A 21512-nucleotide genomic window follows, 5' to 3' on the forward strand; every position below is an offset into this window, starting at 1 on the left:
CTCAGCCGGCGCCCGCGGCGTGCGCGGCGGCCAGCTCCTCGACGCGGCTGCGGTACGCCTCGACCAGGCTGCCGCCGTTCGCACCGGGAATCCCCTCCGGGCCGGCCCCGATCGACTGCAGGACCGCGTCGGCCCGGGCCTGAAGGTCCGCCAGCTCGTCGGCGGTGTGCGGGTACAGCAGCCTGAGCCCGCGCTTGTCGTCGTCCGACAGTTCCTGCCCGTCACCGCTCGGCGCGCAACTGCTCGGGTTGGACTTGTAGAAGAACGGCGGGAACCGGTACAGCATCACGGATCGTGTGTCGAAAGGCCCCGCGACGGCATCCGGGTCGTCCTCGGTGCGGAGGTTGTGATCCACCTTCGCGCGCGACCACTTGTTCGGCGAACCCGCGAGGTACGTGTAAATGCCGGGGAGCCGCCCTTGAGCGTCCGCCACGAACACACCGTCCGCGTTCTTCGTGGGGTTGTACCCCTCTTGGTCGTCCCAGCGGAATTCGACCTCGCAGGTGCCTCGCATGTTCTGGTGGGCGTGGTGGAATCCCAGCGCGTGCAGGAACTCGTGACGCACAGTGCCCTCCCACTTGGCGGGCCTGGCCTCCGCGAAGCGCCCGAGGTTGAGGCTGCGCTGGCCGGGGTTGCCCCCGACCGGGCCACCGTCGGCGCCGATGGTGCGATCCGTGCTGTCGGTGCCGACCAGGGAGAAGTAGCCGCCCTGGTCGAAGCTCACGCGGATCTCGGCGGCGAAGGCGGTATCGGCCGTGCTCCACCGCCGATACTTCCCGGTCGCTTCGTTGTGGCCGAAGTCGAGTTTCAGGTTGCAGCTGTCGGTGATCTGTTCCGTCGCTCCTGCGATGTCCGCGTGCAGTTGGTCGTTCCCGTCGAGGAACGCGACCTTCAGGGTCGCACCGGGTGTCCACCGTGCGATGTCGGTGACGAGGAACTCCAGGCCGCCGGCCGATGAACGCCTCCACCGATCCCGTACTTCGATCGCCGCGACGACGTCATCCGGGAGAGATTCGAGTTCCATGACGCATCCTTTCGCCTCGCATCCGAAATGGTCCCCCCGACCGCTCCGACGATGGCTGGGCTGCCCGGCTCGACGCGCGAGCAGGCCGCACTGGAAGCTCAAATCCCAGACTGTCACGAATAGGGCGAGTTTGCTACCGTACGCCCACTGAGAGTAGTTCAGGGTTCATCAGCTTCGCCCGGCCCGGAACCGGCGGGCGGGAGGGGGCTGGCACGGGGGCCCGCATCGGCGTGACCGAGCGGCAGCAGCGCGACCGCGAGGGCCGAACCGGTGGCGGTGGCCGTGGCGGTGACGTTGCGCAGGGGGCGGGGGCCCGGGATGCGGCGGCGCGAGGTGTGCGTGTCCATGACCGCAGTCCACCAGCGGGCCGGGGTGCGGAGCACCGTGCGAGGTACTCAGGCGGACGGGCACGGGGTACTCATCCTCGGACGGTACGGGGCACCCGTACCGCTCAGTTCCGCTGCGTCGACTCCCCCGGGACGAGCCGGGACGGCACCGTGATCGGTTCGGGTTCGGCGCCCGTCAGGCGGTCGATGAGGGCCGCCGCACAGACCGCGCCGACCCGCCGGGGGTCGAGGCTGAGGGTGGTGAGGGCCGGCCGGGTGCCCGGTTCGGCCTCGTCCATGACGGTGACCATGAGGTCCCCCGGGATCGAGAGACCCAGTTCCTGGGCCGCGGCCAACACCGCTTCGCCGTACGTGCGGTTGAGGGCGTGGACGGCGTCCGGGCGGGTGGCGAGGAGGCGGCGGGCGGCGTCGCGGGCGGGCTCGCCGGGGGCGGTGCGCTCGACGGCGGCCGGGAGGTTCCGGGCGGTGCACCACTCCGCGTACGTCTGCTCGCTGTCGAGGGTGAACGAGTCGAGCTCGGATCCGCTGAGCAGCCCGATCCGCCGGGCGCCCGCGTCGTGCAGATGGTCCATCACCAGCCCGATGCCGGTGACGATGTCACTCTGCACGTACGGGAGTTCGGCGTGCGCCGGGTCGATCGGGCGGCCGTCGGTGACGACGGCGAGGCCGCGGCGCAGGGCCTCGTCGATGACGGGGTCGTCGGCGATGGGGTCGACGACGATCAGGCCGTCCATCGGGATGCGGGTCCACAGGTCCGTACCGGGGCCGACGGGCACGACGACCAGGGCGTAGTCGCGGTCGACGGCCTCGACCATGGCACCGGCGGTGAAGGCCGCGTAGTAGGGCCGGTAGGTGCGCTCCCAGGGCTCGGAGCTCTGGTGTCCGGCGGCGAGGCCGATCACTCCCGTGCGGCCGGAGAGCAGGACCTGGGCGGCGGGGTTGGGGCGGTAGCCGAGCTCCTCGGCGACCTGCCGGACCCGCTCGCGGGTGCGGGTGCTGACCTGGCCCTTGTCGTTGAGGGCGTGCGAGACCGTGGTGATGGACAGACCGGCCGCGCGGGCCACGTCCTTGATTCCGACCGTGCGTCCGCCGTCGGCACCGCGCCCCGCTCCGGCCGTCCGGCCGGTGTCCTTGCGCCCGCCCATCGCCGGGTCCTCCTCACCCTTGACTCCCAAAACCTTTTGGGTCAGCATACTCGGCATTCCGCCACCCAAAAGGTTTTGGGAATCCGATCTCCCCACCCCCTCTCCCCCCTCTCCCCCCTCCTCCCCGCTTCTTCCTTCCTTCTCCGAGCCCCGGGAGCCTCCGTGCGCCGTCCCCTTCCCGCCCTCCTCCGATCCCCCGCCCGCGCCGCCGCCCTGCTCGCGGCCGCCGCCCTCACCCTCACCGCCTGTTCCTCCGGCCCCGGCGGTGACGCCACCAGCGCCGACACCAAGGCGCAGGGCAACCGCTACGGCGACTGCACGGTCAGCGGCAAGCGGGGCGAGCTGAAGCTGAAGACCGTCACCCCCGGCGCCCTCACCGTCGCCGGCGACCTGCCCTCCGCCGGATGGTGGAACGGCAACACCGTCGCCGACATCAAGAGCGGCTTCGAGTACTGCCTCGCCGCCGAGATCGCCCACCGCGCGGGTCTCGACACCCTCACCGTCCGCAACGTCTCCTTCGACGCGATGGTCGCCGGCAAGGCGCAGGGCTACGACCTCGCGCTCGCCGAGGTGTCCATCACCGACGCGCGGCGCAAGGTGGTCGACTTCTCCACCCCGTACTTCGACTCCGACATCGGCGTCCTCGCCAAGCCGGGCTCCGTCACCTCCGCGAACATCCGCGGGCTGCGCCTCGGCGTCAAGCAGGCCACCTCCGGCGCGGCCTTCGTCAAGGACGAACTCAAGCCCGAGAAGCCGGTGTCCGTGTTCCCCGGCGACCCCGAGATGCTCGCCGCGCTCCAGTCCGGGCGCATCGACGCCGCCCTGACCGACACCGCGATCCTGCTCGGGCAGGCGTCGAAGTCCAAGGGCGCGTTCTCCGTCGTCGGCCAGTACGCGACCGGCGAGTCGTACGGCGCGATCCTGCCCAAGAACGACCCCGACACCGCCGCCCTCGACGGCCTCCTCGCCACCCTGAAGCGCGACGGCACGCTCGACCGCCTCTCCCGCGAGCACCTCGCGAAGGCGTTCGGCGGCGACCCGGCCACCATCCCCGTCTGGAGCCTGTGATGAGCGCCGCCACCACCACCGCCAAGTCCCCCGTCACCGCTTCCCCGCCCTCCGTCCGGCTCCCGCGCGTCCTGCCGCCGGCGGCGCTCGCCGTCGCCGTGCTCGTGTGCCTGGGCGCCGCCTGGACCGCCGCGATCCTGTGGCAGGCCGCGCCCGCCGACGGCGCCTGGTCCTGGACGCTGCGCGCCGTGGCCGTCGCCGGCGGGCTCGGCGCGCTGGCGGTGCTGAAGCCTGCCGGTCAGGGGGTACGGGCCGCCGGCCGGGCCCGGAAGGCCGCCGTCGACCGCTCGCGGCTCGCCGAGGCGCGCGCCGAGGCGGCCGACGCCCGCGAGTCGGCCTGGGTCACGGTGGGGGCGTCGGCAGCGGTGCTCCTGCTGACCTCGCTCACGCTCTTCCTCCTCGCCAACGACCACGCCGTCCAGGCCACGTTCTTCAGCCCCGAGGCGATCGCGTCGAGCGCCGCCGACGTCGCCCGCGCCTTCGGCACCAACGTGTTCATCGCCGTGGCCGCCGAGGTCCTGGTACTCGTCTGGGGTCTGCTGCTCGCCGTCGCCAAGCTGGCCCCCGGCCGCGCCGGGCGCCCGCTGCGGCTGCTCGCCACCGCGTACATCGACGTCTTCCGCGCCGTGCCGAGCATCGTCGTCATCTACCTCATCGGCTTCGGCCTGCCGCTCGCCGAGATCCCCGGGCTGAGCGCCCTCACCCCCACCTGGGCGGCGATCCTCGCGCTCACGCTCACCTACGGCGCGTACGTCGCCGAGGTGTACCGGTCCGGCATCGACTCCATCCACTGGAGCCAGACCGCGGCCGCGCGCTCCCTCGGTCTGTCCCACTCCCGCACGCTGCGGCACGTCGTCGTCCCGCAGGCGGTGCGCCGGGTGGTGCCGCCGCTGCTCAACGACTTCATCGGGCTGCAGAAGGACACCGCCCTGGTCACCGTCATCGGCACCATCGACGCCTTCAACCAGGCGCGGATCTACGCCTCCAACGACTTCAACCTCTCCTCCGTGACCGTCGTGGCCGCGCTCTTCGTCGTGATCACGATCCCGCAGACCCGGCTCGCCGACCGGCTGCTCGCCCGGTCCGGCACGGCTTCGAAGGGCGACTGAGACCCCCATGGCATTTCTCGAGATCGAAGGCATACGGAAGTCCTACGGCGCCCACGAGGTGCTGCGGGGCCTGGACCTGACGGTGGACCAGCATCAGGTGGTCACCCTCATCGGGGCCTCCGGCTGCGGCAAGTCCACACTGCTGCGCTGCGTCAACGCCCTGGAGACCATCGACGCCGGACGGATCGTCCTCGACGGGGACCCGGTCTCCGGGCGCGGCGTCGACGTGGACCGGCTGCGCCGGGACGTCGGCATCGTCTTCCAGCACTACAACCTCTTCCCGCACATGGACGTCCTCCACAACATCACCCTCGCGCCGACCGTCCTCGGCGTCCTGGGCGAGAAGGAGGCCGAGGACCGGGCGATGGAGCTGCTGCGCCGGATCGGCCTCGCCGACAAGGCGAAGGCGCTGCCCGACCGGCTGTCGGGCGGACAGCAGCAGCGTGTCGCGATCGTCCGGGCGCTCGCGATGCGGCCCCGGCTGCTGCTCCTGGACGAGATCACCTCGGCGCTCGACCCCGAGCTGGTCGCCGAGGTCCTGAACATCGTGCGCGACCTCGCCGAGGACGGCATGACGATGCTCCTCGCCACCCACGAAATGGGTTTCGCGAAGGAGGTGGCCCACCAGGTGTGCTTCCTCCACCAGGGCACCGTCCTCGAACAGGGCCCACCGGAACAGATTTTCGGCGACCCTCGGGAAGAACGCACCAAGGCGTTCCTGCGACGCATCGTGGAGGCGGGACGACTGTGACGCACCTGTCCGCACACCGTGTTCTGGTGGTCCAGCACGAGGCCGACACCGGCCCCGGCCTGGTCGGCGAGCGGCTCCGCGAGGCGGGGCTCGATCTGCGGGTCCACCACCCGTGGCGGGGCGAGGAGTTGCCCGCCGACCTGTCCGGCTGGGCGGGCCTGCTCGTCCTCGGCGGCGCGCCCAACTGCGAGGACGACACGGCCGCGCCCTGGCTGCCGCGCGTCAGGGAGCTGATACGGGAGGCCGTCGACGCCCGCCTCCCGGTCCTGGGCATCTGCCTCGGCGGCCAGATCCTGGCGCATGCCCTCGGCGGCCGGGTCGTCCGGCGCCCGCAGGGCCCCGAGGTCGGGGCCGTACCGCTGCGCCGGCTGCCCGCCGCCGACGCCGATCCGGTGCTGGGCGCGGTGCCCGAGGGGGCGCTCGCGGCCCAGTGGCACTGGGACGAGGCCGAGACGCTGCCCGTCGGCGCGGTGCCGCTGCTGACCGGGGACGACTGCCCCTACCAGGCCTTCCGGGTCGGGTCCCGGGCGTGGGGCGTGCAGTTCCACCCGGAGGTCCTCGCCGACGCGATCGCCGACTGGGCGGAATCGGACGGGCCGGCCGTACGGGCGGCCGGCGGCGACCCGGACGGCGCCGTCACCTCCGTACGGGAGGCGGAGCCCGGGCTGCGCGCGGTCTGGGGGGCGATGGCCGGGGCGTGGGGCGCCGTCGTACGGGAGGCCGCGGAGCCGGAGGGCGTCCGCGAACCGGTGCCCGTGCCCGGCACGTGCGGGTGAGGGCGCGCCGCCCGGGGTCCGTCTCCTTGAAGGGCTACGGGCGCCGTTCCTGGCGGTAGGCGGGGTGCTCGGCGTATGACTGGGCAGCGCGGCCTCGCCGCAGAGGCTGGCCCCTCTGGTCGGAGGGCTGGGGAATGACCGTGCGAATCCCGTGTCGGCGGCGGTGACTCCGTGACTCCGGATCGCGCGGGATGAGTACGCGCGGTCCGCCAGGGCGGGCAGGTGCGGTACTTCCACGCGATGGTCCGCAGGGTTCGGCGGTGATCGGCCCACCGCCGGCCGCGGACACGCCCTGGCCCCGCCGCCTCACAGACCGAAGGCACCGCCTTCGACGAGGATGAGCAGGCCGATGGTGACGAGGACCAGGGGCAGCACGATGTGGCCCCAGCGGGCGAGGCCCTTGGCGATGACCGGGCGGGTGGCGAAGAACCGTCCGGCGAAGCACCACACCGCTACCAGGAGGAGGAACACCACGGAGTAGACGGCCATCCCGCCGTGCCGGCCGTGGCGAAGACGGGAACGTAGACGCCGATGTCGTCGCCGCCGTTGGCGAAGGTGACCGCGGCGACATCCAGTGGGCCGGGGCCGCCCTTCTTCGTCTGAGCTTCTTCCTCGTCCGTATCACCGTCGCGGTGGTCCTTCCACGCCTGCCAGGCAGCCTTGAGGCCGAGCGCGAGGGGCAGCAGGCCGAGGTAGGGGATGGCTGACTCGGGCAGGAAGGTGGCGCCGAACGCGGCGGCCACGACCACGGCCAGGATGGCGGCGAAGCCCAGGTACTGGCCGAGCACGATGCGTCGGGTGGACCCCGGGTTCCCGGCTCCCTGGGCGAAGAACAGCGCCAGGATCAGGATGTCGTCGATGTTCGTGACGGCGAACAGCCCGACGGCCTGCCCGATGATGCCCAGATCCACGAGTGGAAGTCCTCTCCTTCGGCACGGATGCCCCCGGTGACGCTACCGGGGCCCGAACACCACCCCTCTCGCTTCGGGGGCGCCGCGACGGCGTCGTGATCGGTGTTTGCGAGGAGCGACGGCACCAGCCGCTGAAGCTCCCGGCTCCCGCATGGTCGGTTCGGGGACCGGCGTGGCGCGCGCCGCGCCGGTACCTTGATCCGCGCACCTACCGGCGAAGCGAGGAGCCACACATGCAGATTTCGATGCTCAGCCTCTGGGGAGCCGGAGCCTTCGGCGCGGTGATCGGGTGGATCGCCTACCGGACGCTGCGGCGCGCCGACGGCGGGTCGCGGATCGCCGATCTCGTCACCGTCATCGCGGCGTTGGGCGGCGGCGCCGTCGTCAACAACCAGTTCGCGGAGCCGGACCTCTTCGCCGCCTACGGCATCGGTCTGTTCGCAGGTTTCTTCGGCTACTTCGTGGCCGGTCTGCTCGTCGACCGTTCCGAGGCCAGGGCGAAGGCGCGGCTCCGGGCCGAGGTGCCCGCGCAGGCGGAGGCCCCCGAGGTCGGTGCCGGTTCGTCCACGTCCACGTGGATGGGCGAGGAGTGACCGGCGCCGGTCAGGCGGTGGCGCGCAGGCGGAGGGCGGCGGAGCAGTACGCCGTGTAGGCGAGCCCCAGGACGTTGCCCTTGCGCAGCAACCGCATCCGGACGCCGTGCAGCGCGGGGCCGACCTCCTGTCCGGCGAGCAGCGCCTCCCAGAAGAGTTCGGCGAACTCGCCGGCGAGCGCCTGGTCCAAGGTGATCTCGGTGCCGATGACTCCGGAGGCGTGGAGTTCGGTGAAGGTGTCGACGAAGCCGAGCCAGGAGGCGGGGTCGCGGTCGGCGGTGTGACAGCCGTTGAGGAAGACCAGGGGCGCGAGTTCGTCCCAGCGGTCCCAGCCCTCGTCCACCGCCCAGGCCTTGAGGTCCTGCGGGAGGATCCGGTCCGTGTGGCCGATCTCCAGGACCGTGGCGGTGGAGAACTCGCTGTCGGCGGCGCGCGGCCGGCGCCCGTGCCCGTAGAAGTACACGCAGTCGCCGGGGTCGCCGACGAGTGCCTCGCGCAGCGCCTCGCGCCGGTCGTACACGTCGACCTGCCGGAACCCGGCGCGCAGCGCCGCGAGATGACGGTCCGCCAGTCGTTCGTCGAGGCGGTTGCCGCGGGCCACGGTGAGGACGGGGGCGGAGCCCGTGCGGCCGGCGGTGAGCCGCAGGCGCCGCCCGCGCGGGACGGACGGCGGGTGCTCGATGAAGTGGCGATAGCCCCAGAAGCCGTACGGGCAGAGCGTGTTCAGGCCGTGCCGTCCTTCGGCCGGGCAGGAGCGGGCCGTGGCGTCCCGCCCCACCTGCTCCCAGCCGGGGCCGCAGGGCAGCAGTGGCGTCCCGCTCTCGACGGGGATGTCGTACAGGAGGCCCCAGGGGAAGACGAGGTACTGGTGTTCCTCCCGGCAGATCTGGATCTGGGCGGGTTCCCGCAGGACGCTCATCAGCGCCGCCCGCTCCCGTCGGCCCCGCGCGATCATCTGGAAGAAGGACCAGCCGAGGCGCGCCAGCTTCGTCATGTCGTGGAGCAGGGCCTCGGGCGATTTGCCGTTGTCGGGGTCGAGTGCGTTCTCCAGCCGGCGGTTCTCCCCCTCCCCCGTCCGAACGGCGTGACAGTCGAGGAGGGCCGCGCGCGCCTTCTCCAGGACGTCACGCACCTGGTGGTCGCCGAGCCAGAAGGTGGCCACGGGGCCGTGCTGCGAGGTGACGTCGACCGTCATCGTGCCGTCTCCGGCGCGGCCCACCCGTACGCCCGCGGTCCGCGCGGGCAGTTCGGCGAGGTCCGTGAACCCGGGCGTGAGGGTGAAGTCGACGACGGCCGTGGTCGCGCCGCCCGCGCCCTCCCGGGCGGCGACCTGGGCCGTCAGGGACGCCGACTGGAGCTGGTTGCCGCGGTACGAGACGTACACCCGCATCCGCGCCGGTCCCGGCTCCTCCGGCGCGAGGAACGCGATGTGCAGGTACCGGCCCCGGTGCCCCGGCTCGCACCCGTGCGGTAAGCCGGGCGCGCAGGGGCAGACCCAGCTCCGGCCCGTCCGCGGCAGGAAGAGCGGGTACACGGCGACGGTCGGGAAGGAGAAGTCCTCGCTGATGACAGTCACCTCCAGCCAGTCGCCGCGACCCGCGTCGTCCGTGTGCGGGAGCGGCTCCTCGGGGAAGGGCCGGGCCTGCCCGGCGAGGAGGCTCTGCGAGGACAGCTCGCCGATGTCCACCCGGAGTTCGTACCAGCCTCCGGAGGCGAGAGCACGGTCGGCGGGGACGGTCTCCCGGGAGAGCGGCCACACGACGACAAGGTTGAGGAACCGTTCCACCTCGGCCGGGGCGGGTTCACGGGCGGACCCCGGTGAGGGGGGTGCGGTGACGCGCTCGGCGGCCGACGGCACGACCTCGCTCTCCACAGCGGGCGGGCGGCCACGGTCCTCGCGCCGGCGCCGGTGCTTGCGCCTCGACCAGCGGTCGCGCTCGACCCCGCGGGGGGCGGGTGGAGCGCTGTCGGTCGGTGCCTCTTCGGGGACGTCGCCGGGGATGCCGCGCGGCAGGGCCACGCACCTGGACCGGAAGAGCTCCACGGTCTCGTACGCGCCCCAGAACAGCGCCCTGATCTCGTCGAACGCGGACGAGAACCCCGCCTCGTCCACGTCCGCGTCACGCAGCAGACGTTCCCATCCGCGCCGGGCCTCCTCCTCCAACTCCGGGCGGTGCCACAGCTCGGAGGCCCGCAGAGCGCGCAGCTCCGCCTCCAGCTCCCAGCGCGGGGGCCACGCGTACGCGTCGTCGTGCAGCACAGGTGTTGCCTCCATCGTTCCGAAGCGGCCGATGAGGTCATTGTGGATCCCGCTCAGAGGTGGGGAACAACGGGCCCGTGCCTCCTGGGCCCGCCGCCTCAGGCGCTGTTGGCGTCCAGGAGGCGGCAGGTGCGGTCGCTGGCGCCGCTCAGGCTGAGGGGGACGCCGAGGCCCGCGCACATCCGATGGGCCCGGGCGAGGGCGCTGAGGGTGGCGGGGCTGGGGTCGGCGGCCGGGACGGCGATGACGACCCGGACGGGCCGGTGCTCCTGGACGAGCGCCTGGATCTGGAGGGCGGCCGCGGCACGGTTCGTGACGTCCAGGTCGCGGTGGAGCGTCACGTGCAGGGCGTCGTGACGTACGGCGTGGCTGATGAGCAAAGCGTCCCTCCGCACAGGAGACGAGGAAGGCCCACAGCGGGACGTCGGCGTGGGCGGTTCGTCCGAGGATGTCACGACTGACGGCCCTGTGGCGTTCTCGTGGCGTTCATCGCGCAAAGTGTTTTCCCGGGCGGGTCGGCGGGTTCACGTATATGAATAGCCGAGGTCAGGTCCTAGGGTGGGGAAGGCCGGGGCGACCGGTCGAGATTTCGAACGGCCTCCTCACTCACCAGGCGGTTTCCATGACTCAGTTCGACCTGTCCGTCGACCGGCTCCGCACGTACCGCAGCACGTCCGTGGAGCCCGAGGACTTCGACGCCTTCTGGACGAAGACCCTCGACGAGGCCCGCGCGCACGAGCTGGACGCGCGCTTCGAGCCCGTGGCGACGGGGCTGGCCACGGTGGACGTCTTCGACGTGACCTTCGCGGGGTTCGGCGGGCACCCGGTCAAGGGGTGGTTCGTCCTGCCGGCCGGCACGTCCGAACCCCTGCCCGTCGTGGTGGAGTTCCTCGGGTACGGCGGCGGGCGGGGCCTTCCGCACACGCATCTGCTCTGGGCCTCGGCCGGGTTCGCGCACTTCGTGATGGACACGCGCGGGCAGGGCAGCGGCTGGGCCACCGGCGACACCCCGGACCCGGCGGGCAGCGCGCCCTCGTACCCGGGCTTCATGACGCGGGGCGTCGAGGACCCGTACGCCTACTACTACCGGCGGGTCTTCACGGACGCGGTGCGCGCCGTCGAGGCGGCCCGCTCGCATCCCCTGGCGGACGCGGGCCGTACGGCGGTGACGGGCGTGAGCCAGGGCGGCGGCATCACGCTGGCCGTGGCGGGTCTGGTGCGGAACCTGGTGGCGGTGGTCCCGGACGTGCCGTTCCTGTGCGATTTCCCGCGCGCGACGACGATCACGGACCGCATGCCGTACCGCGAGATCGGCAACTACCTGAAGACGCACCGCGGCCGGGTGGAGCGGGTCGGGGAGACGCTCGCCTACTTCGACGGGGTCCACTTCGCGGCCCGCGCCACGGCCCCGGCCCTGTTCTCGACGGCCCTGGAGGACGAGACGTGCCCGCCGTCGACGGTTTTCGCGGCCTTCAACGCGTACGCCGCGGAGGAGAAGGCGATCGAGGTGTACGACTTCAACGACCACGAGGGCGGCGGCGCGTTCCAGCAGGCGGCGCAGCTCCGCTGGCTGCCGGGGAAGCTCCGTCAGGGCGCCTGATGTGGGCCGGAGCCCGAGCCGCGCAGCGGGCTCGGGCTCCGGCGGGGTGCACGTGAGCCGTACACCGGCGTGCTGCCCGCCTCCCGGACGGGCGTCACGCTCGCTGGTTTCAGTGCCAGTACTTCATGGTCGAACCTCCTCCCCCGCTCGTGGGCGCAGGGTGACCTCGAAGCGGTCGAGACCGCGGAGGGTCAGATTGCGCCTGTGGTCCGGTTCCGCGACCGCCCGTGCGTCCGGGTAGTCCCTGGCCAGGGCCCCGAGGACCGATCCGGCGAGCCGGATCGCCATGGACGCGCCCAGACAGGCATGGGCCCCGCGTCCGAAGCCGAGGTGCGGGTTCGGGGCGCGGTCGAGTCGCAGCTCTGTGGGGTGGTCGAACCGCAGCGGGTCGTGGTTGGCCGCGCCCAGGAAGAGCGTGACCGGATCACCCGCCTTGAGGGTGACGCCACCCAGTTCGGTGTCGGTGACGCAGACCCGGGCGTCGGCCTGGACGGGTGCGTCGTACCGGATGAGTTCGTCCACGGCCGTGGCCGGGCTCGCCCGGAACGCGGCGAGCGCGCCGGGGGTGGTGAGGAGGGCGGCCGTGGCATTGCCGAGGAGGCGTGAGGCGGATTCGTAGCCGGCGTGGAGGACGGCGCGCAGACTGTTCCGAAGAACCGTTTCTGCCACGCCGCTGTCCGCCGCGTGCTCGGCGACGTACGCGATGAGCCCTTCCTTGGGCGGATCCGCGAGCCATCCGCCGGCGTACTCCGCGAGCCGGGCGCGGGCGGCGACGGCCGGTTCGTGCTTCTCGGGCCAGAGCCCGGCGTCCATGCCGTCGACGACGGTACGGGACATGGGCACGAACCAGTCGAGTTCGGGCGCGGGGACGCCGAGGAAGGCGGTGACGAAGCGGAGGGCGACCGGTTCGGCGAGCTCTCCGACGAGGTCGAAGGAGGGCCGGCCGGCCAGCTCGGCGAGCAGCTCCGCGATCCCGTGCTCCAGGCCGTCGTGCAGGGCCTGGCGGTCCTGGGCGCGGAAGCCGTCGAGCAATAAGTGCCGGATGGCCGTGTGCTCCGGCGGATCGAGGGTCTGGACGCTCAGCAGCGGCGCGGGGATGTCCTCGCCGGCGCGGCGCCAGTCGGAGGCGAAACGGTTGCTGTCGGTGAGCACCGCGAGGCAGTCGGCGTGGCGGGTCAGGACCCAGGAGCCGAGCAGTTCGTGCCAGAAGACCGGCGTGGTCTCCCGCAGGTGGGCGTAGGCCGGGTAGGGGTTCCGCAGGATCGACGGACGGGCCAGATCCAGAATCGGGTCCACGGCTGCCGCTTGCTCCACGAAACGTCTCCCCCTGCGCATCGGGCCTGGTTGAGGCCTTGACTGCTTCCGAGTTGAGCGTACGAGACGCCGGATCACCGGGTGGGTGGAACGCCTCGTTGGTGCTTCACCGGCGGTTCGCCGGTCCTTCCCCGTACATCATCCGAGCCGAGCGCCGGTGACGCTACCACGCAACTGGGGTGGCTGGTATGACTACCTGCCTCAGATCTTTCACAAAGCTTCGGGGAGTTACGGAAGATGACCGGCCAAGACCAGACAATCGTTCACGATGTCCCGGTAAACGTTGCTCAACAGCCCAACCCCTACCCGCTTTTCGAACGCATCCGGGAGCACGGCGTCGTCCAGCGCGTCCGGCTGAATCCCACCCTTGAAGTCTGGATGGTCACCGGCTACGACGAGGCGGTGGCCGCGCTCACCGACCCGCGCCTCAGCAGCAGCCCCGTCGGGGTCAACGGGCTCGAGGAGGAGATGGCCCACCAGGAGCGCACCAACGTGCTGATGGCCAGCATGCTGGTGGCCAACGGCGAGGACCACACCCGGCTGCGCAACCTCGTCTCGAAGGCCTTCACCTTCCGGCGCGTGGAGGCGCTCGCGCCCCGTGTCCAGGCGCACACCGACGCCTTCCTCGACGCGATCGCCGCGCGCGGATCGGCCGATCTGGTCTCCGAGTTCGCCCTGCCGCTGCCGATGGCCGTGCTCAGCGAACTCATCGGCATCCCGGCCGAGGGGCAGCCGGACTTCGCCCGTCTCGCGGTCGGCCTCATCATGCCGCCCAACACCCCGGAGCGGCTCGCGAAGGGAGCCCGCGCGCGCGCCGAACTCACCGAGTTCTTCGAGCCGTTGATCGCCGCGCGCAAGGCGGACCCGAAGGACGATCTGCTGAGCGCGCTCTGTGCCGCGCAGGCCGAGGAGAAGATCAGCGACCGCGAGCTGACGGCCATGGCCATCCTGCTCACGCTCGCCGGCCACGAGACGACGGCGAGCCTCATCGCGAACGGCGTCCACGCCCTCCTGCGCCACCCCGAGCAGTTCGCCGCGCTGCGCGACGACCCTTCGCTGCTGCCCGGCGCGATCGAGGAACTCCTGCGCTACGAGGGGCCGGTGAGCCGGGGCGTCGCGCGCTTCACCGTCGACGCGTACGAGATCGGCGGGGTCACCGTGCCGCCCGGCGAGATGATCATCATCGGGCTCGCGGCCGCCAACCGCGACCCGGCGCGCTACGACCGTCCCGACATCCTCGACGTGGCCCGCCGCGAGGTGCCGCAACAGCTCGCTTTCGGCCATGGTGTGCACTTCTGCCTGGGCGCCCCGCTGGCCCGCGCGGAGGCCAGGATCGCGATCGGCACCCTGCTGCGGCGCTTCCCCGACCTGCGGCTCGCCGACCCGGACGCGGACCTGAGCCGGCGCGAGGGCATCCTGCGCGGCATGGCGACGCTGCCCGTGACCTTCACCCCGCAGGCGTGAGGGGCAGGACGGTGACCTCTGCTTCTCCGGCCCGCCCGGCGGCGGAGTTCGACGAGATCGCCCCGGGGTACGACGAGTCGCGCGGCGGTACGGAACGGGCGGCGGGCTTCGCGAGGATGCTCGCGCCGCTGCTCGACCCGGCGCGCCCGGTGCTCGACATCGGCGTGGGCACGGGCATCGTCGCGGCCGAACTGACCGCGCTCGGGCACGCGGTGCACGGGCTCGACCTCTCGCCGGGGATGCTCGCACGGGCGAAGGCCCGGCTCGGCGCACGGGTCGCGGTGGCCGACGCCTGCCGGCTGCCGGTGCGGAGCGGGTCGGTGGACCAGGCGGTCTCGACCTGGCTGCTGCACGCGGGACCGGACAACCGGGGCGTCCTGGCCGAGGTCGGACGGGTCCTGCGGCCGGGCGGCCGCTATCTGGTGATCCCGGCGGGCGGGACGCGCCCGACGGACGACATCGGCGTCCTCGTCGGGGAGTTGGAGGACCGTCTCGATCCGGAGGGCAGCCGCCGCGACGGTCCGGAGTGGCTGGCCCCGATCGCCGCGGCACACGGACTCGTCTACGAGGGGACGGCGTCGGAGCGCCCTACGTCGTTCCAGGTGTCACCGCGGGCGATGGCCGCGTCGCTGACGCGCGGTCTGTTCACCGGCGCCTGGGCGGTGGGCGGAGAGGCCACCCGTCTGGTCGACGAGACCCGGTCCCGCCTGCTCGCCCTGCCCGATCCGGACGTCCCCCGGGTCAGGGAGGCGGCGGACGTCGTCCTGGTCTTCCGCCGGCAGGCCTGACGCCGACGACGACGGTACCGGGCCTGCCCGACGACGACGGTACCGGGCCTGCCCGACGAGCCGTAACGGGCCTGCCCGATACGGCTCGTACGGGCCGGCCCGGTCAGGCGCTGCCGCGCAGGGCGGCCGCGTAGGCCTCGTCGGGGTCGAGGCGGCGGAGTTCCTCGGCGATCAGTTCCGCGGTGGTCCGGACCTTCAGGGCGAGGACCCTGCTGGGCTGGCCGGGGATGGCGAGCCGCGCGACCGGACCCTCGGGCCGGTCGATGCGGATCTCGCCGTCGGCGGTGCCCATGCTGACGGCCGTGACGACGGGCCCGTCGGTGACGACCCGGTCGACGGTAACCCCGAGCCGGACCTCGAACCAGCGGGCCAGGAGTTCGGCGCTGGGGTTCTCCGCCTCGCTCTCGACGGCGGCGGAGGTGACGGTGAGCGGTGCCTGGTCGAGGGCGGCGGCCAGCATCGAGCGCCATGGGGTGAGCCGGGTCCAGGCGAGGTCGGTGTCGCCGGGGGCGTACGAGGCGGCTCGGCGCTCCAGGGCGGCGAGGGGGTCCTCGACCGCGTACATGTCGGTGATACGGCGCTGCGCGAGCGAGCCCAGCGGGTCCCGGGAGGGCACCTCGGGGGCGTCGACGGGCCACCAGACGACGACGGGCGCGTCGGGCAGCAGCAGCGGCAGGACCACGGAGTCGGCGCGGGCGCCGACTTCCCCGTACAGCCGGAGCAGGACCGTCTCGCCCGAGCCGGCGTCGGTGCCGAGCCGGACCTCGGCGTCGAGCCGGGTCTCGTGCCGCTCGCGGGGGGTGCGGGCGTGGCGCTTGATGACGACGAGGGTGCGGGAAGGGTGTTCCCGGGAGGCCTCGTTGGCCGCCTTGACGGAGTCGTAGGCGTTCTCCTCGTCGGTGACGACGATCAGGGTGAGCACGGCGCCGACGGCGGGGGTGCCGACGGCCCTGCGCCCCTGCAGGATCGCCTTGTTGATCTTGCTGGAGTCGGTGTCCGTCAGATCGATCTTCATGTGCGGCGCCCGTCCCTTCCTCTGCGGCGAGCCTAACCCTCCCGCACGGCGGACGCGTGCGGGTCCCCCGGAGCGGTGCCTGCTAGGCGGTTTCCGGCCCCGGCCCCGGGGCGGGTTCCGGGTCGGGATCCGGATCGGGGGAGGCCTGATCCGCGGCGCGGCGGCCGACGACGGCCGCGGCGGCGATCGCCGTGCCGAGGAAGGCGGTGGCCACCACCCAGGGGCGGTCGAGGACGTGCCCGGTGGCGTGGTCCAGGGAGTACCGTCCGGCGCCGGCGATGCCGATCGCAGCGGCGGTGAAGCCGAGGAAGGCCGGGTACTCGTAGCCGCCGGCCGTGGCGAAGAAGCCGGCGGGTGCGTGGACGGCGACGGCGCCCGCCATGGCCCCCGCCGCGGCGGCGCCGGCGGCCGGGGTGGCGAGGCCGAGGGCGAGGAGGACCCCGCCGCCCGCCTCGCCGAGACCGGCGGCGATCGCGCTCTCGCGGCCCGGGTTGAAGCCCATGGCCTCCATCGCCTTGGTGGTGCCCTCGATGCCGCCGCCCCCGAACCAGCCGAGGAGCTTCTGCGTGCCGTGCGCGGCGAGCACGGCACCGGTGCCGACCCTCAGCACGAGCAGCCCGAGATCGCGGCGGTTGGGGTGGGCCATGAGGTTCTCCAGGTGCGGGAGGCGGACGCGTGCACCGTCCACTCTCGCCCCGCCTGCTCCCGCGCGCCCTCCGAACCCCACCCTCGATAGTCCACTTGAGTCACCTTTTGCGGCTGTTGCGCACTGTTGCTTGACTGAGTGTGCTTTCGTCCCCGAGGGAAGTGGGTACGCATGTCCGCCGAGTCCACCGAGACCGCAGCCCTGCGGGAGAAGGTCCGGGCGCTGATGCCCCGGGCGAAGGAGGACCTCACCGCACTGGTGGCGATGCGCTCGGTCGCCGACCCTCGCCAGTTCCCTCCCGAGGAGTGCGCGAAGACCGCGGACTTCCTCGTGCGGGCCTTCACGGAGGCGGGGCTCCGCGACATGCGCCGGGTGACGACCCCGGACGGCACGGACGCGGTGGTGGGGCAGGCGCCGGGCCCCGAAGGGGCTCCGACGGTGCTGCTCTACTGCCACTACGACGTGCAGCCGCCCCTGGACGACGCCGCCTGGCGGACTCCGCCGTTCGAGCTGACCGAGCGCGACGGGCGCTGGTACGGGCGCGGAGCAGCGGACTGCAAGGGCAACATCGCCATGCATCTGACGGCGCTGCGCGCGCTCGGCGGGCCGGAGGGCCGGGGCTTCCCCGTGCACATCAAGTTCGTGGCGGAGGGTTCGGAGGAGCAGGGGACGGGCGGCCTGGAGCAGCTCGTGCCGCTGCAGCCCGAACTGTTCGCCGCCGACACCCTGTTGGTCTGCGACACCGGCAACTTCGCGCTCGGCCTGCCCACCGCCACCACCTCGCTGCGCGGACTCACCAATGTCGTCGTGACGGTCTCCACGCTCAAGGGCGAGATGCACTCCGGGATGTTCGGCGGCCCGGCGCCCGACGCGCTGGCCGCTCTCGTCCGGATCCTCGACAGCCTCCGCGACGAACACGGCAACACGGCGATCAAGGGGCTTTCCGGCGACGGCGCCTGGGACGGGGTGGACTACCCGGTCGAGCAGTTCCGTACCGATGCGGGCGTCCTCGACGGGGTGTCCCTCGTCGGTACGGGCTCGGTCGCCGACGAGCTGTGGGCCCGGCCCGCCGTCACCGTCCTCGGCATCGACTGCCCGCCGGTGGTGGGTTCCTCGGCCGCGATCCAGGCGAAGGTACGGGCCAGGGTGAGCCTGCGGGTGCCGCCGGGGCTCCACGCGGACGACGCCCTGCGCGCCCTCACCGACCATCTGACCTCGGCCGCCCCGTGGGGCGCCCGGGTGGAGGTGGAGCCGGAGAGCGCCGGCCAGCCCTTCAAGGCGCGCACCGACGGACCCGCCTACCGGGCCCTGGGGGCGGCGCTCCGCGAGGCGTACGGGAAGGACATGGTCCAGTCGGGGCAGGGCGGCTCGATCCCGCTGTGCAACGTGCTCGCGTCGCAGTTCCCGGCGGCGGAGATCGCCCTGATCGGCGTCGAGGAGCCGGGCTGTCTCATCCACGCGCCGAACGAGAGCGTGGACCCCTCCGAGATCGAGCACATGGCGCTGGCCGAGGCCCTGTTCCTGAGCTCCTACGCCACTCCCCTCTGACCCCGCCCCTACCGCAACGAAAGGACCGGTGCGTTTCCATGACACAGACTCAAGACAGTCCGTACGGCCGTGATGCGCGAGGGGACGTGCCACCCGGGCCCCTGGGACTCCTCGCGGGCTTCGCCTGGCAGGCCCTGCTCGTCGCCGGGCTCGTCTCGCTGATCCTCGGCGCCATGGTGCTGGCCTGGCCGGAGGCCACCCTGCGGGTGGTGGGAGTGCTCTTCGGCCTGTACCTGCTGATCAGCGGTGTGATGCAACTGGTCGCCGCCTTCGGCACACACGCCACCACGGCACTGCGGGTCATGGCCTTCATCAGCGGCGCGCTGTCGATCCTGCTCGGCCTGTTCTGCTTCCGGGGCGCGACGCAGTCGACCCTGCTGCTCGCCCTGTGGATCGGGATCGGCTGGCTGTTCCGCGGCATCACCCAGACCGTGGCGGCGGCCTCCGACCCGGCGATGCCGGCGCGCGGCTGGCAGATCTTCCTCGGCATCGTCAGCGCGCTCGCCGGAATCGTGCTGATCGTGGCCCCGCTGGAGTCGGCCACGGTCCTCACCGTCCTCGCCGGCGTCTGGCTCCTCGTCGTCGGCGTGGTCGAGGTCATCACGGCCTTCATGGTCCGCTCCCGGGCCAAGGACCTACCGCCGGGGGCGTAGCGGCTACTCACCACCTCCCGTCCGCCGTCCGCCCGATCTCCGGGCGGGCGGCGGTCCTCGTTCACCCGTGCGCTACATTTTGCCGGTCCTTGACCACCGATCCGCCGCGATCACAACGTTCGGAGCCGGCACTTCATGAGCGACATCGTCAACGGCCTCGGCCGGGCCGGAGCCTACGGCGCCCTCGGCGTGGTCCTGCTGATCCTCGGCATCGTGCTCGTGGACCTGCTGACCCCCGGCAAGCTCGGACGCCAGATCTGGGAGGACCGCAACCGCAACGCCGCGATCCTGCTGAGCTCGGCGCTCCTCGGCATCGGCGGCATCGTCTTCACCTCGATCTGGACGACGTACGACGACTTCGGCAAGGGACTCGTCTCCACGGCCGTGTTCGGTCTGCTCGGCCTGGTCATGATGGCGGTGGCCTTCCTCGTCGTCGACCTGGTCACGCCGGGGAAGCTCGGCGCCACGCTCGTCGACCCCGAACCGCACCCGGCGGTCTGGGTGACGGCCTCCTGCAACATCGCGGTCTCGGCGATCGTCTCCGCCTCGATCGCCTGACGGCCACCTCTCACGGGGACATGGGCTCGACCTCCAGGAAGCGGCGGCCGCGCGGCCCCTTGTAGAGGAGGGCCTCCCAGCCGAGCCGTTCGAGCGCGGGCACGCACGCGCCCAGGGCCGCCGTCTCCTCCTGGGCGGCGCCCGCGCCCGGCGGACCGAGCCACTCCACCCTCGCCGTGCCGGGCCGCTCCCCCGCCGTGACCCGGTAACCGGTGGACAGCCGCGCCCCCGAAGCGTCCACGGACGAGGGCGTGATCCCGCCGGACTCCAGGGCGAGGGCCACCGCCCGGACCGGGCGACTGCGTTCCCAGTCGGCGGGCACGGTCCTCGGGTCCCCGCCCTGGCCCAGGGTCAGCCGCCGGATCTGGAGCAGCCCGTCGACGGCCGCGCGGATCTCCCGCGACCGCTGCTCGGCCTCGGCCGCGGGCAGCGGCGGTCCGTCACCCGTGGCCGCCTCGAACACCCCCGAGCCGCTCCCCGCACCGGTCGTCACAGGAGCCGCCGGATGTCGCCGCGCACCCGGTAGAACCCGCCCGCGGCCGGGTGCAGGGCATCCACCACGTACCGCGCGCCGGGCTCCCGGATCGCCCGCGGGAACTGGACGTTCCACCCGGAGTCGTACCCCTGCGAGACGACCCGCACCCGGGTCCTGCCCCCCTCGCTCACGCACTCCACGACCACCGAGCCGGCCGGGGCGTCGCTGACGGCGGTCACCGCGGTCACGGTCGTCGCCGGCTCGTACACCGGAAGGGCCGCGGCGAGCTTGATGTCGCGCGCGACCGGGACCGTGCCCTCCTTGGCGGCCTCGATCGCCGCCTCGCTCGCGTCCACGCAGACCAGCGAACCGTCGGTGGTCACCAGGTACAGCCGCTCGTCCCGGTACTGCATGGAGAGCGCCGAACCGCCGCCCGTGCCGAGCTTCCACAGCCGGGTGCCGTCCTCCGCGAAGCAGTAGACGGACGAGGCGGAGTCGGCCGCGAAGACGAACCGGCCGCCGGGCGAGGTGGCGCAGGAGTACACCGGGCTGTCGCAGGCGTACACCGCCTCCACGCGCCCGTCCTTCTTCGCGAGCCGCTGCACCTTCTTGCGGGACGTGCCCGCGTAGACCGCGGTGTCCTCCTGCCAGCCGAAGAGGACCGCACCGTCGGTGGCCGTGTGCCACCGCTCGCCGCCACCGTCCGGCGCGTGCGCCGCGACGCCGCGCGTGTCCCCGTAGTAGACGGCGTCGCCGTCGGCGCGGACCATCCAGGCGTGCTCGCCCTGGCCGCCGCGCGCCCATTGGTGCTCGTCCTCGTGGTCGATGACGGTGAGCCGGCCGGAGCGGTCGGCGACGTGCAGGACGCCCTCGTGGATGTCGAGCCAGAAGATGTCGACGTCGGTGGCGATGTCGTACGCGGCGAACGGCAGCTTGGACGAGAGGTCGTACACCTTGCCGTCGTCGCAGCCCGCGTAGATCCAGAAGTCGTCGGCGACCAGGCACTTGACGCCGTCCGGCAGGCTGAACCTGGCCTGCACCTCACCGGCGCGGTCGAGCGTGAAGACGTCCCCCGCCTGGTTGCCCACCCAGCAGCGCTCCTCGTCGACGTGGATGCCGAAGGCGGCCGAGCCGGTGCGGAAACGCCAGAGGACGGGGGCGACGGCGCGCGCGGTGGAGGGCGCGGAGGTGACCTCACGGCGCGTCACGGGGCGCGCGGCGCGCTGTCCCCGGACGGCGGGGGCATACCCCTTGCGGACCTTCTCGCCGATCTTCTTCGCCGCGGCGGCCTGGGCCTTCGCCGTCGTCGGGAACGTGGAGCGCTGGGTCTGGCCGTCCGAGCCGATCCGGCCGTAACGGACCGACACCGCGAGGTCCTCGACGGTCACTTCGTAGAACTTGTGGGCACCGCCGCCGTCCTGCGACAGCTCCAGATAGGTCGTCGTCGTCATGGTGAAAACGGTAGGG

At 72.6% G+C, this 21512-nt stretch carries 23 protein-coding genes and 1 pseudogene; 11 read left to right on the forward strand and 13 right to left on the reverse strand.

Annotated elements, in window-relative coordinates; genetic code table 11:
• Nucleotide 1: 1 nt before the first annotated feature.
• From AC07AW_RS17480 to AC07AW_RS17490, 3 genes are all read right to left on the reverse strand, one after another.
• Nucleotides 2–1024 (reverse strand): zinc metalloprotease, encoded by a 1023-nt coding sequence (locus tag AC07AW_RS17480; RefSeq protein ID WP_478816347.1) that lies wholly within the window; start codon nucleotides 1022–1024, stop codon nucleotides 2–4.
• Between the two features lie 158 nt (nucleotides 1025–1182).
• Nucleotides 1183–1371 carry a hypothetical protein gene (locus AC07AW_RS17485; RefSeq protein WP_478816348.1) on the reverse strand — a complete coding sequence of 63 codons (189 nt, stop codon included), beginning with the start codon at nucleotides 1369–1371 and terminating at the stop codon, nucleotides 1183–1185.
• 104 nt (nucleotides 1372–1475) lie between these two features.
• Nucleotides 1476–2564 carry a LacI family DNA-binding transcriptional regulator gene (locus tag AC07AW_RS17490; protein ID WP_478816349.1) on the reverse strand — a complete coding sequence of 363 codons (1089 nt, stop codon included), beginning with the start codon at nucleotides 2562–2564 and terminating at the stop codon, nucleotides 1476–1478.
• A 114-nt stretch (nucleotides 2565–2678) separates the two neighbouring features.
• Between AC07AW_RS17490 and AC07AW_RS17495 the strand changes: the two genes are divergently transcribed.
• The 4 genes from AC07AW_RS17495 to AC07AW_RS17510 are packed head-to-tail and all read left to right on the forward strand — an operon-like array spanning nucleotide 2679 to nucleotide 6220.
• The gene (locus tag AC07AW_RS17495; RefSeq protein ID WP_478816350.1) at nucleotides 2679–3584 is read left to right on the forward strand and encodes an ABC transporter substrate-binding protein; all 906 of its coding nucleotides are present in this window, start codon (nucleotides 2679–2681) and stop codon (nucleotides 3582–3584) included.
• Entirely contained in the window at nucleotides 3584–4693 is a 1110-nt protein-coding gene (locus AC07AW_RS17500) for an amino acid ABC transporter permease (protein WP_478816351.1), read from the forward strand. Before AC07AW_RS17495 ends, AC07AW_RS17500 begins: the two co-directional genes overlap by 1 nt.
• Nucleotides 4694–4700: 7 nt before the next feature.
• Entirely contained in the window at nucleotides 4701–5444 is a 744-nt protein-coding gene (locus tag AC07AW_RS17505; protein ID WP_478816352.1) for an amino acid ABC transporter ATP-binding protein, read from the forward strand.
• Nucleotides 5445–5470: 26 nt separating this feature from the next.
• Complete coding sequence (locus tag AC07AW_RS17510) at nucleotides 5471–6220, forward strand: type 1 glutamine amidotransferase (RefSeq protein WP_478816353.1); 750 nt, start codon at nucleotides 5471–5473, stop codon at nucleotides 6218–6220.
• Nucleotides 6221–6305: 85 nt separating this feature from the next.
• On the opposite strand, the pseudogene AC07AW_RS17515 reads toward AC07AW_RS17510, so the two are convergent.
• The 3 genes and pseudogenes from AC07AW_RS17515 to AC07AW_RS17525 form a co-directional block, all read right to left on the reverse strand.
• Nucleotides 6306–6505: pseudogene (locus tag AC07AW_RS17515) on the reverse strand (hypothetical protein); the annotation flags it as partial.
• 21 nt (nucleotides 6506–6526) lie between these two features.
• Nucleotides 6527–6709 carry a cadmium resistance transporter gene (locus tag AC07AW_RS17520; protein ID WP_478816354.1) on the reverse strand — a complete coding sequence of 61 codons (183 nt, stop codon included), beginning with the start codon at nucleotides 6707–6709 and terminating at the stop codon, nucleotides 6527–6529.
• On the reverse strand, nucleotides 6673–7131 hold the full coding sequence (locus tag AC07AW_RS17525; RefSeq protein ID WP_478816355.1) for a cadmium resistance transporter: 459 nt from the start codon (nucleotides 7129–7131) through the stop codon (nucleotides 6673–6675). The genes AC07AW_RS17520 and AC07AW_RS17525 overlap by 37 nt, the downstream gene beginning before the upstream one ends.
• Nucleotides 7132–7364: 233 nt before the next feature.
• Here AC07AW_RS17525 and AC07AW_RS17530 point away from each other — a divergent pair, with 233 nt between their 5' ends.
• Nucleotides 7365–7724, forward strand: a complete 360-nt coding sequence (locus AC07AW_RS17530; protein WP_478816356.1) for a hypothetical protein — start codon at nucleotides 7365–7367, stop codon at nucleotides 7722–7724.
• 10 nt (nucleotides 7725–7734) lie between these two features.
• Here AC07AW_RS17530 and AC07AW_RS17535 read toward each other — a convergent pair whose 3' ends face one another.
• Nucleotides 7735–9984: a CHAT domain-containing protein gene (locus AC07AW_RS17535; protein ID WP_478816357.1), complete on the reverse strand. Its 2250-nt coding sequence runs from the start codon at nucleotides 9982–9984 to the stop codon at nucleotides 7735–7737.
• Nucleotides 9985–10082: 98 nt separating this feature from the next.
• The gene (locus tag AC07AW_RS17540) at nucleotides 10083–10364 is read right to left on the reverse strand and encodes a hypothetical protein (RefSeq protein ID WP_478816358.1); all 282 of its coding nucleotides are present in this window, start codon (nucleotides 10362–10364) and stop codon (nucleotides 10083–10085) included.
• A gap of 242 nt (nucleotides 10365–10606) precedes the next feature.
• Here AC07AW_RS17540 and AC07AW_RS17545 point away from each other — a divergent pair, with 242 nt between their 5' ends.
• A complete protein-coding gene (locus AC07AW_RS17545) occupies nucleotides 10607–11584 on the forward strand; it encodes an acetylxylan esterase (protein WP_478816359.1) in 978 nt (325 codons plus the stop codon).
• Between the two features lie 123 nt (nucleotides 11585–11707).
• On the opposite strand, the gene AC07AW_RS17550 is transcribed toward AC07AW_RS17545, so the two are convergent.
• Nucleotides 11708–12898, reverse strand: coding sequence for a cytochrome P450 (locus AC07AW_RS17550; protein ID WP_478816360.1), 1191 nt, complete (start codon nucleotides 12896–12898; stop codon nucleotides 11708–11710).
• Nucleotides 12899–13276: 378 nt separating this feature from the next.
• Here AC07AW_RS17550 and AC07AW_RS17555 point away from each other — a divergent pair, with 378 nt between their 5' ends.
• Together AC07AW_RS17555 and AC07AW_RS17560 are read left to right on the forward strand one after the other, a co-directional pair.
• On the forward strand, nucleotides 13277–14362 hold the full coding sequence (locus AC07AW_RS17555) for a cytochrome P450 family protein (RefSeq protein ID WP_352029332.1): 1086 nt from the start codon (nucleotides 13277–13279) through the stop codon (nucleotides 14360–14362).
• A gap of 11 nt (nucleotides 14363–14373) precedes the next feature.
• The gene (locus AC07AW_RS17560; RefSeq protein ID WP_478816361.1) at nucleotides 14374–15150 is read left to right on the forward strand and encodes a class I SAM-dependent methyltransferase; all 777 of its coding nucleotides are present in this window, start codon (nucleotides 14374–14376) and stop codon (nucleotides 15148–15150) included.
• A gap of 103 nt (nucleotides 15151–15253) precedes the next feature.
• Here AC07AW_RS17560 and opcA read toward each other — a convergent pair whose 3' ends face one another.
• Both opcA and AC07AW_RS17570 read right to left on the reverse strand, forming a co-directional pair.
• Nucleotides 15254–16165 carry a glucose-6-phosphate dehydrogenase assembly protein OpcA gene (gene opcA / locus AC07AW_RS17565; protein ID WP_478816362.1) on the reverse strand — a complete coding sequence of 304 codons (912 nt, stop codon included), beginning with the start codon at nucleotides 16163–16165 and terminating at the stop codon, nucleotides 15254–15256.
• Nucleotides 16166–16247: 82 nt separating this feature from the next.
• Entirely contained in the window at nucleotides 16248–16811 is a 564-nt protein-coding gene (locus AC07AW_RS17570) for a DoxX family membrane protein (protein ID WP_478816891.1), read from the reverse strand.
• Nucleotides 16812–16982: 171 nt separating this feature from the next.
• Here AC07AW_RS17570 and AC07AW_RS17575 point away from each other — a divergent pair, with 171 nt between their 5' ends.
• The 3 genes from AC07AW_RS17575 (at nucleotide 16983) to AC07AW_RS17585 (ending at nucleotide 19570) form a co-directional block, all read left to right on the forward strand.
• Nucleotides 16983–18359, forward strand: coding sequence for a M20/M25/M40 family metallo-hydrolase (locus AC07AW_RS17575; RefSeq protein ID WP_478816363.1), 1377 nt, complete (start codon nucleotides 16983–16985; stop codon nucleotides 18357–18359).
• A gap of 38 nt (nucleotides 18360–18397) precedes the next feature.
• Complete coding sequence (locus tag AC07AW_RS17580) at nucleotides 18398–19012, forward strand: HdeD family acid-resistance protein (protein ID WP_478816364.1); 615 nt, start codon at nucleotides 18398–18400, stop codon at nucleotides 19010–19012.
• A 135-nt stretch (nucleotides 19013–19147) separates the two neighbouring features.
• Nucleotides 19148–19570: a DUF350 domain-containing protein gene (locus tag AC07AW_RS17585; protein WP_478816365.1), complete on the forward strand. Its 423-nt coding sequence runs from the start codon at nucleotides 19148–19150 to the stop codon at nucleotides 19568–19570.
• A gap of 10 nt (nucleotides 19571–19580) precedes the next feature.
• On the opposite strand, the gene AC07AW_RS17590 is transcribed toward AC07AW_RS17585, so the two are convergent.
• Nucleotides 19581–20033 carry a hypothetical protein gene (locus AC07AW_RS17590; protein ID WP_478816366.1) on the reverse strand — a complete coding sequence of 151 codons (453 nt, stop codon included), beginning with the start codon at nucleotides 20031–20033 and terminating at the stop codon, nucleotides 19581–19583.
• Between the two features lie 26 nt (nucleotides 20034–20059).
• On the reverse strand, nucleotides 20060–21496 hold the full coding sequence (locus AC07AW_RS17595; RefSeq protein WP_478816367.1) for a WGR domain-containing protein: 1437 nt from the start codon (nucleotides 21494–21496) through the stop codon (nucleotides 20060–20062).
• Nucleotides 21497–21512 lie beyond the last annotated feature (16 nt).

Source organism: Streptomyces sp. NPDC044003, from assembly GCF_056435185.1.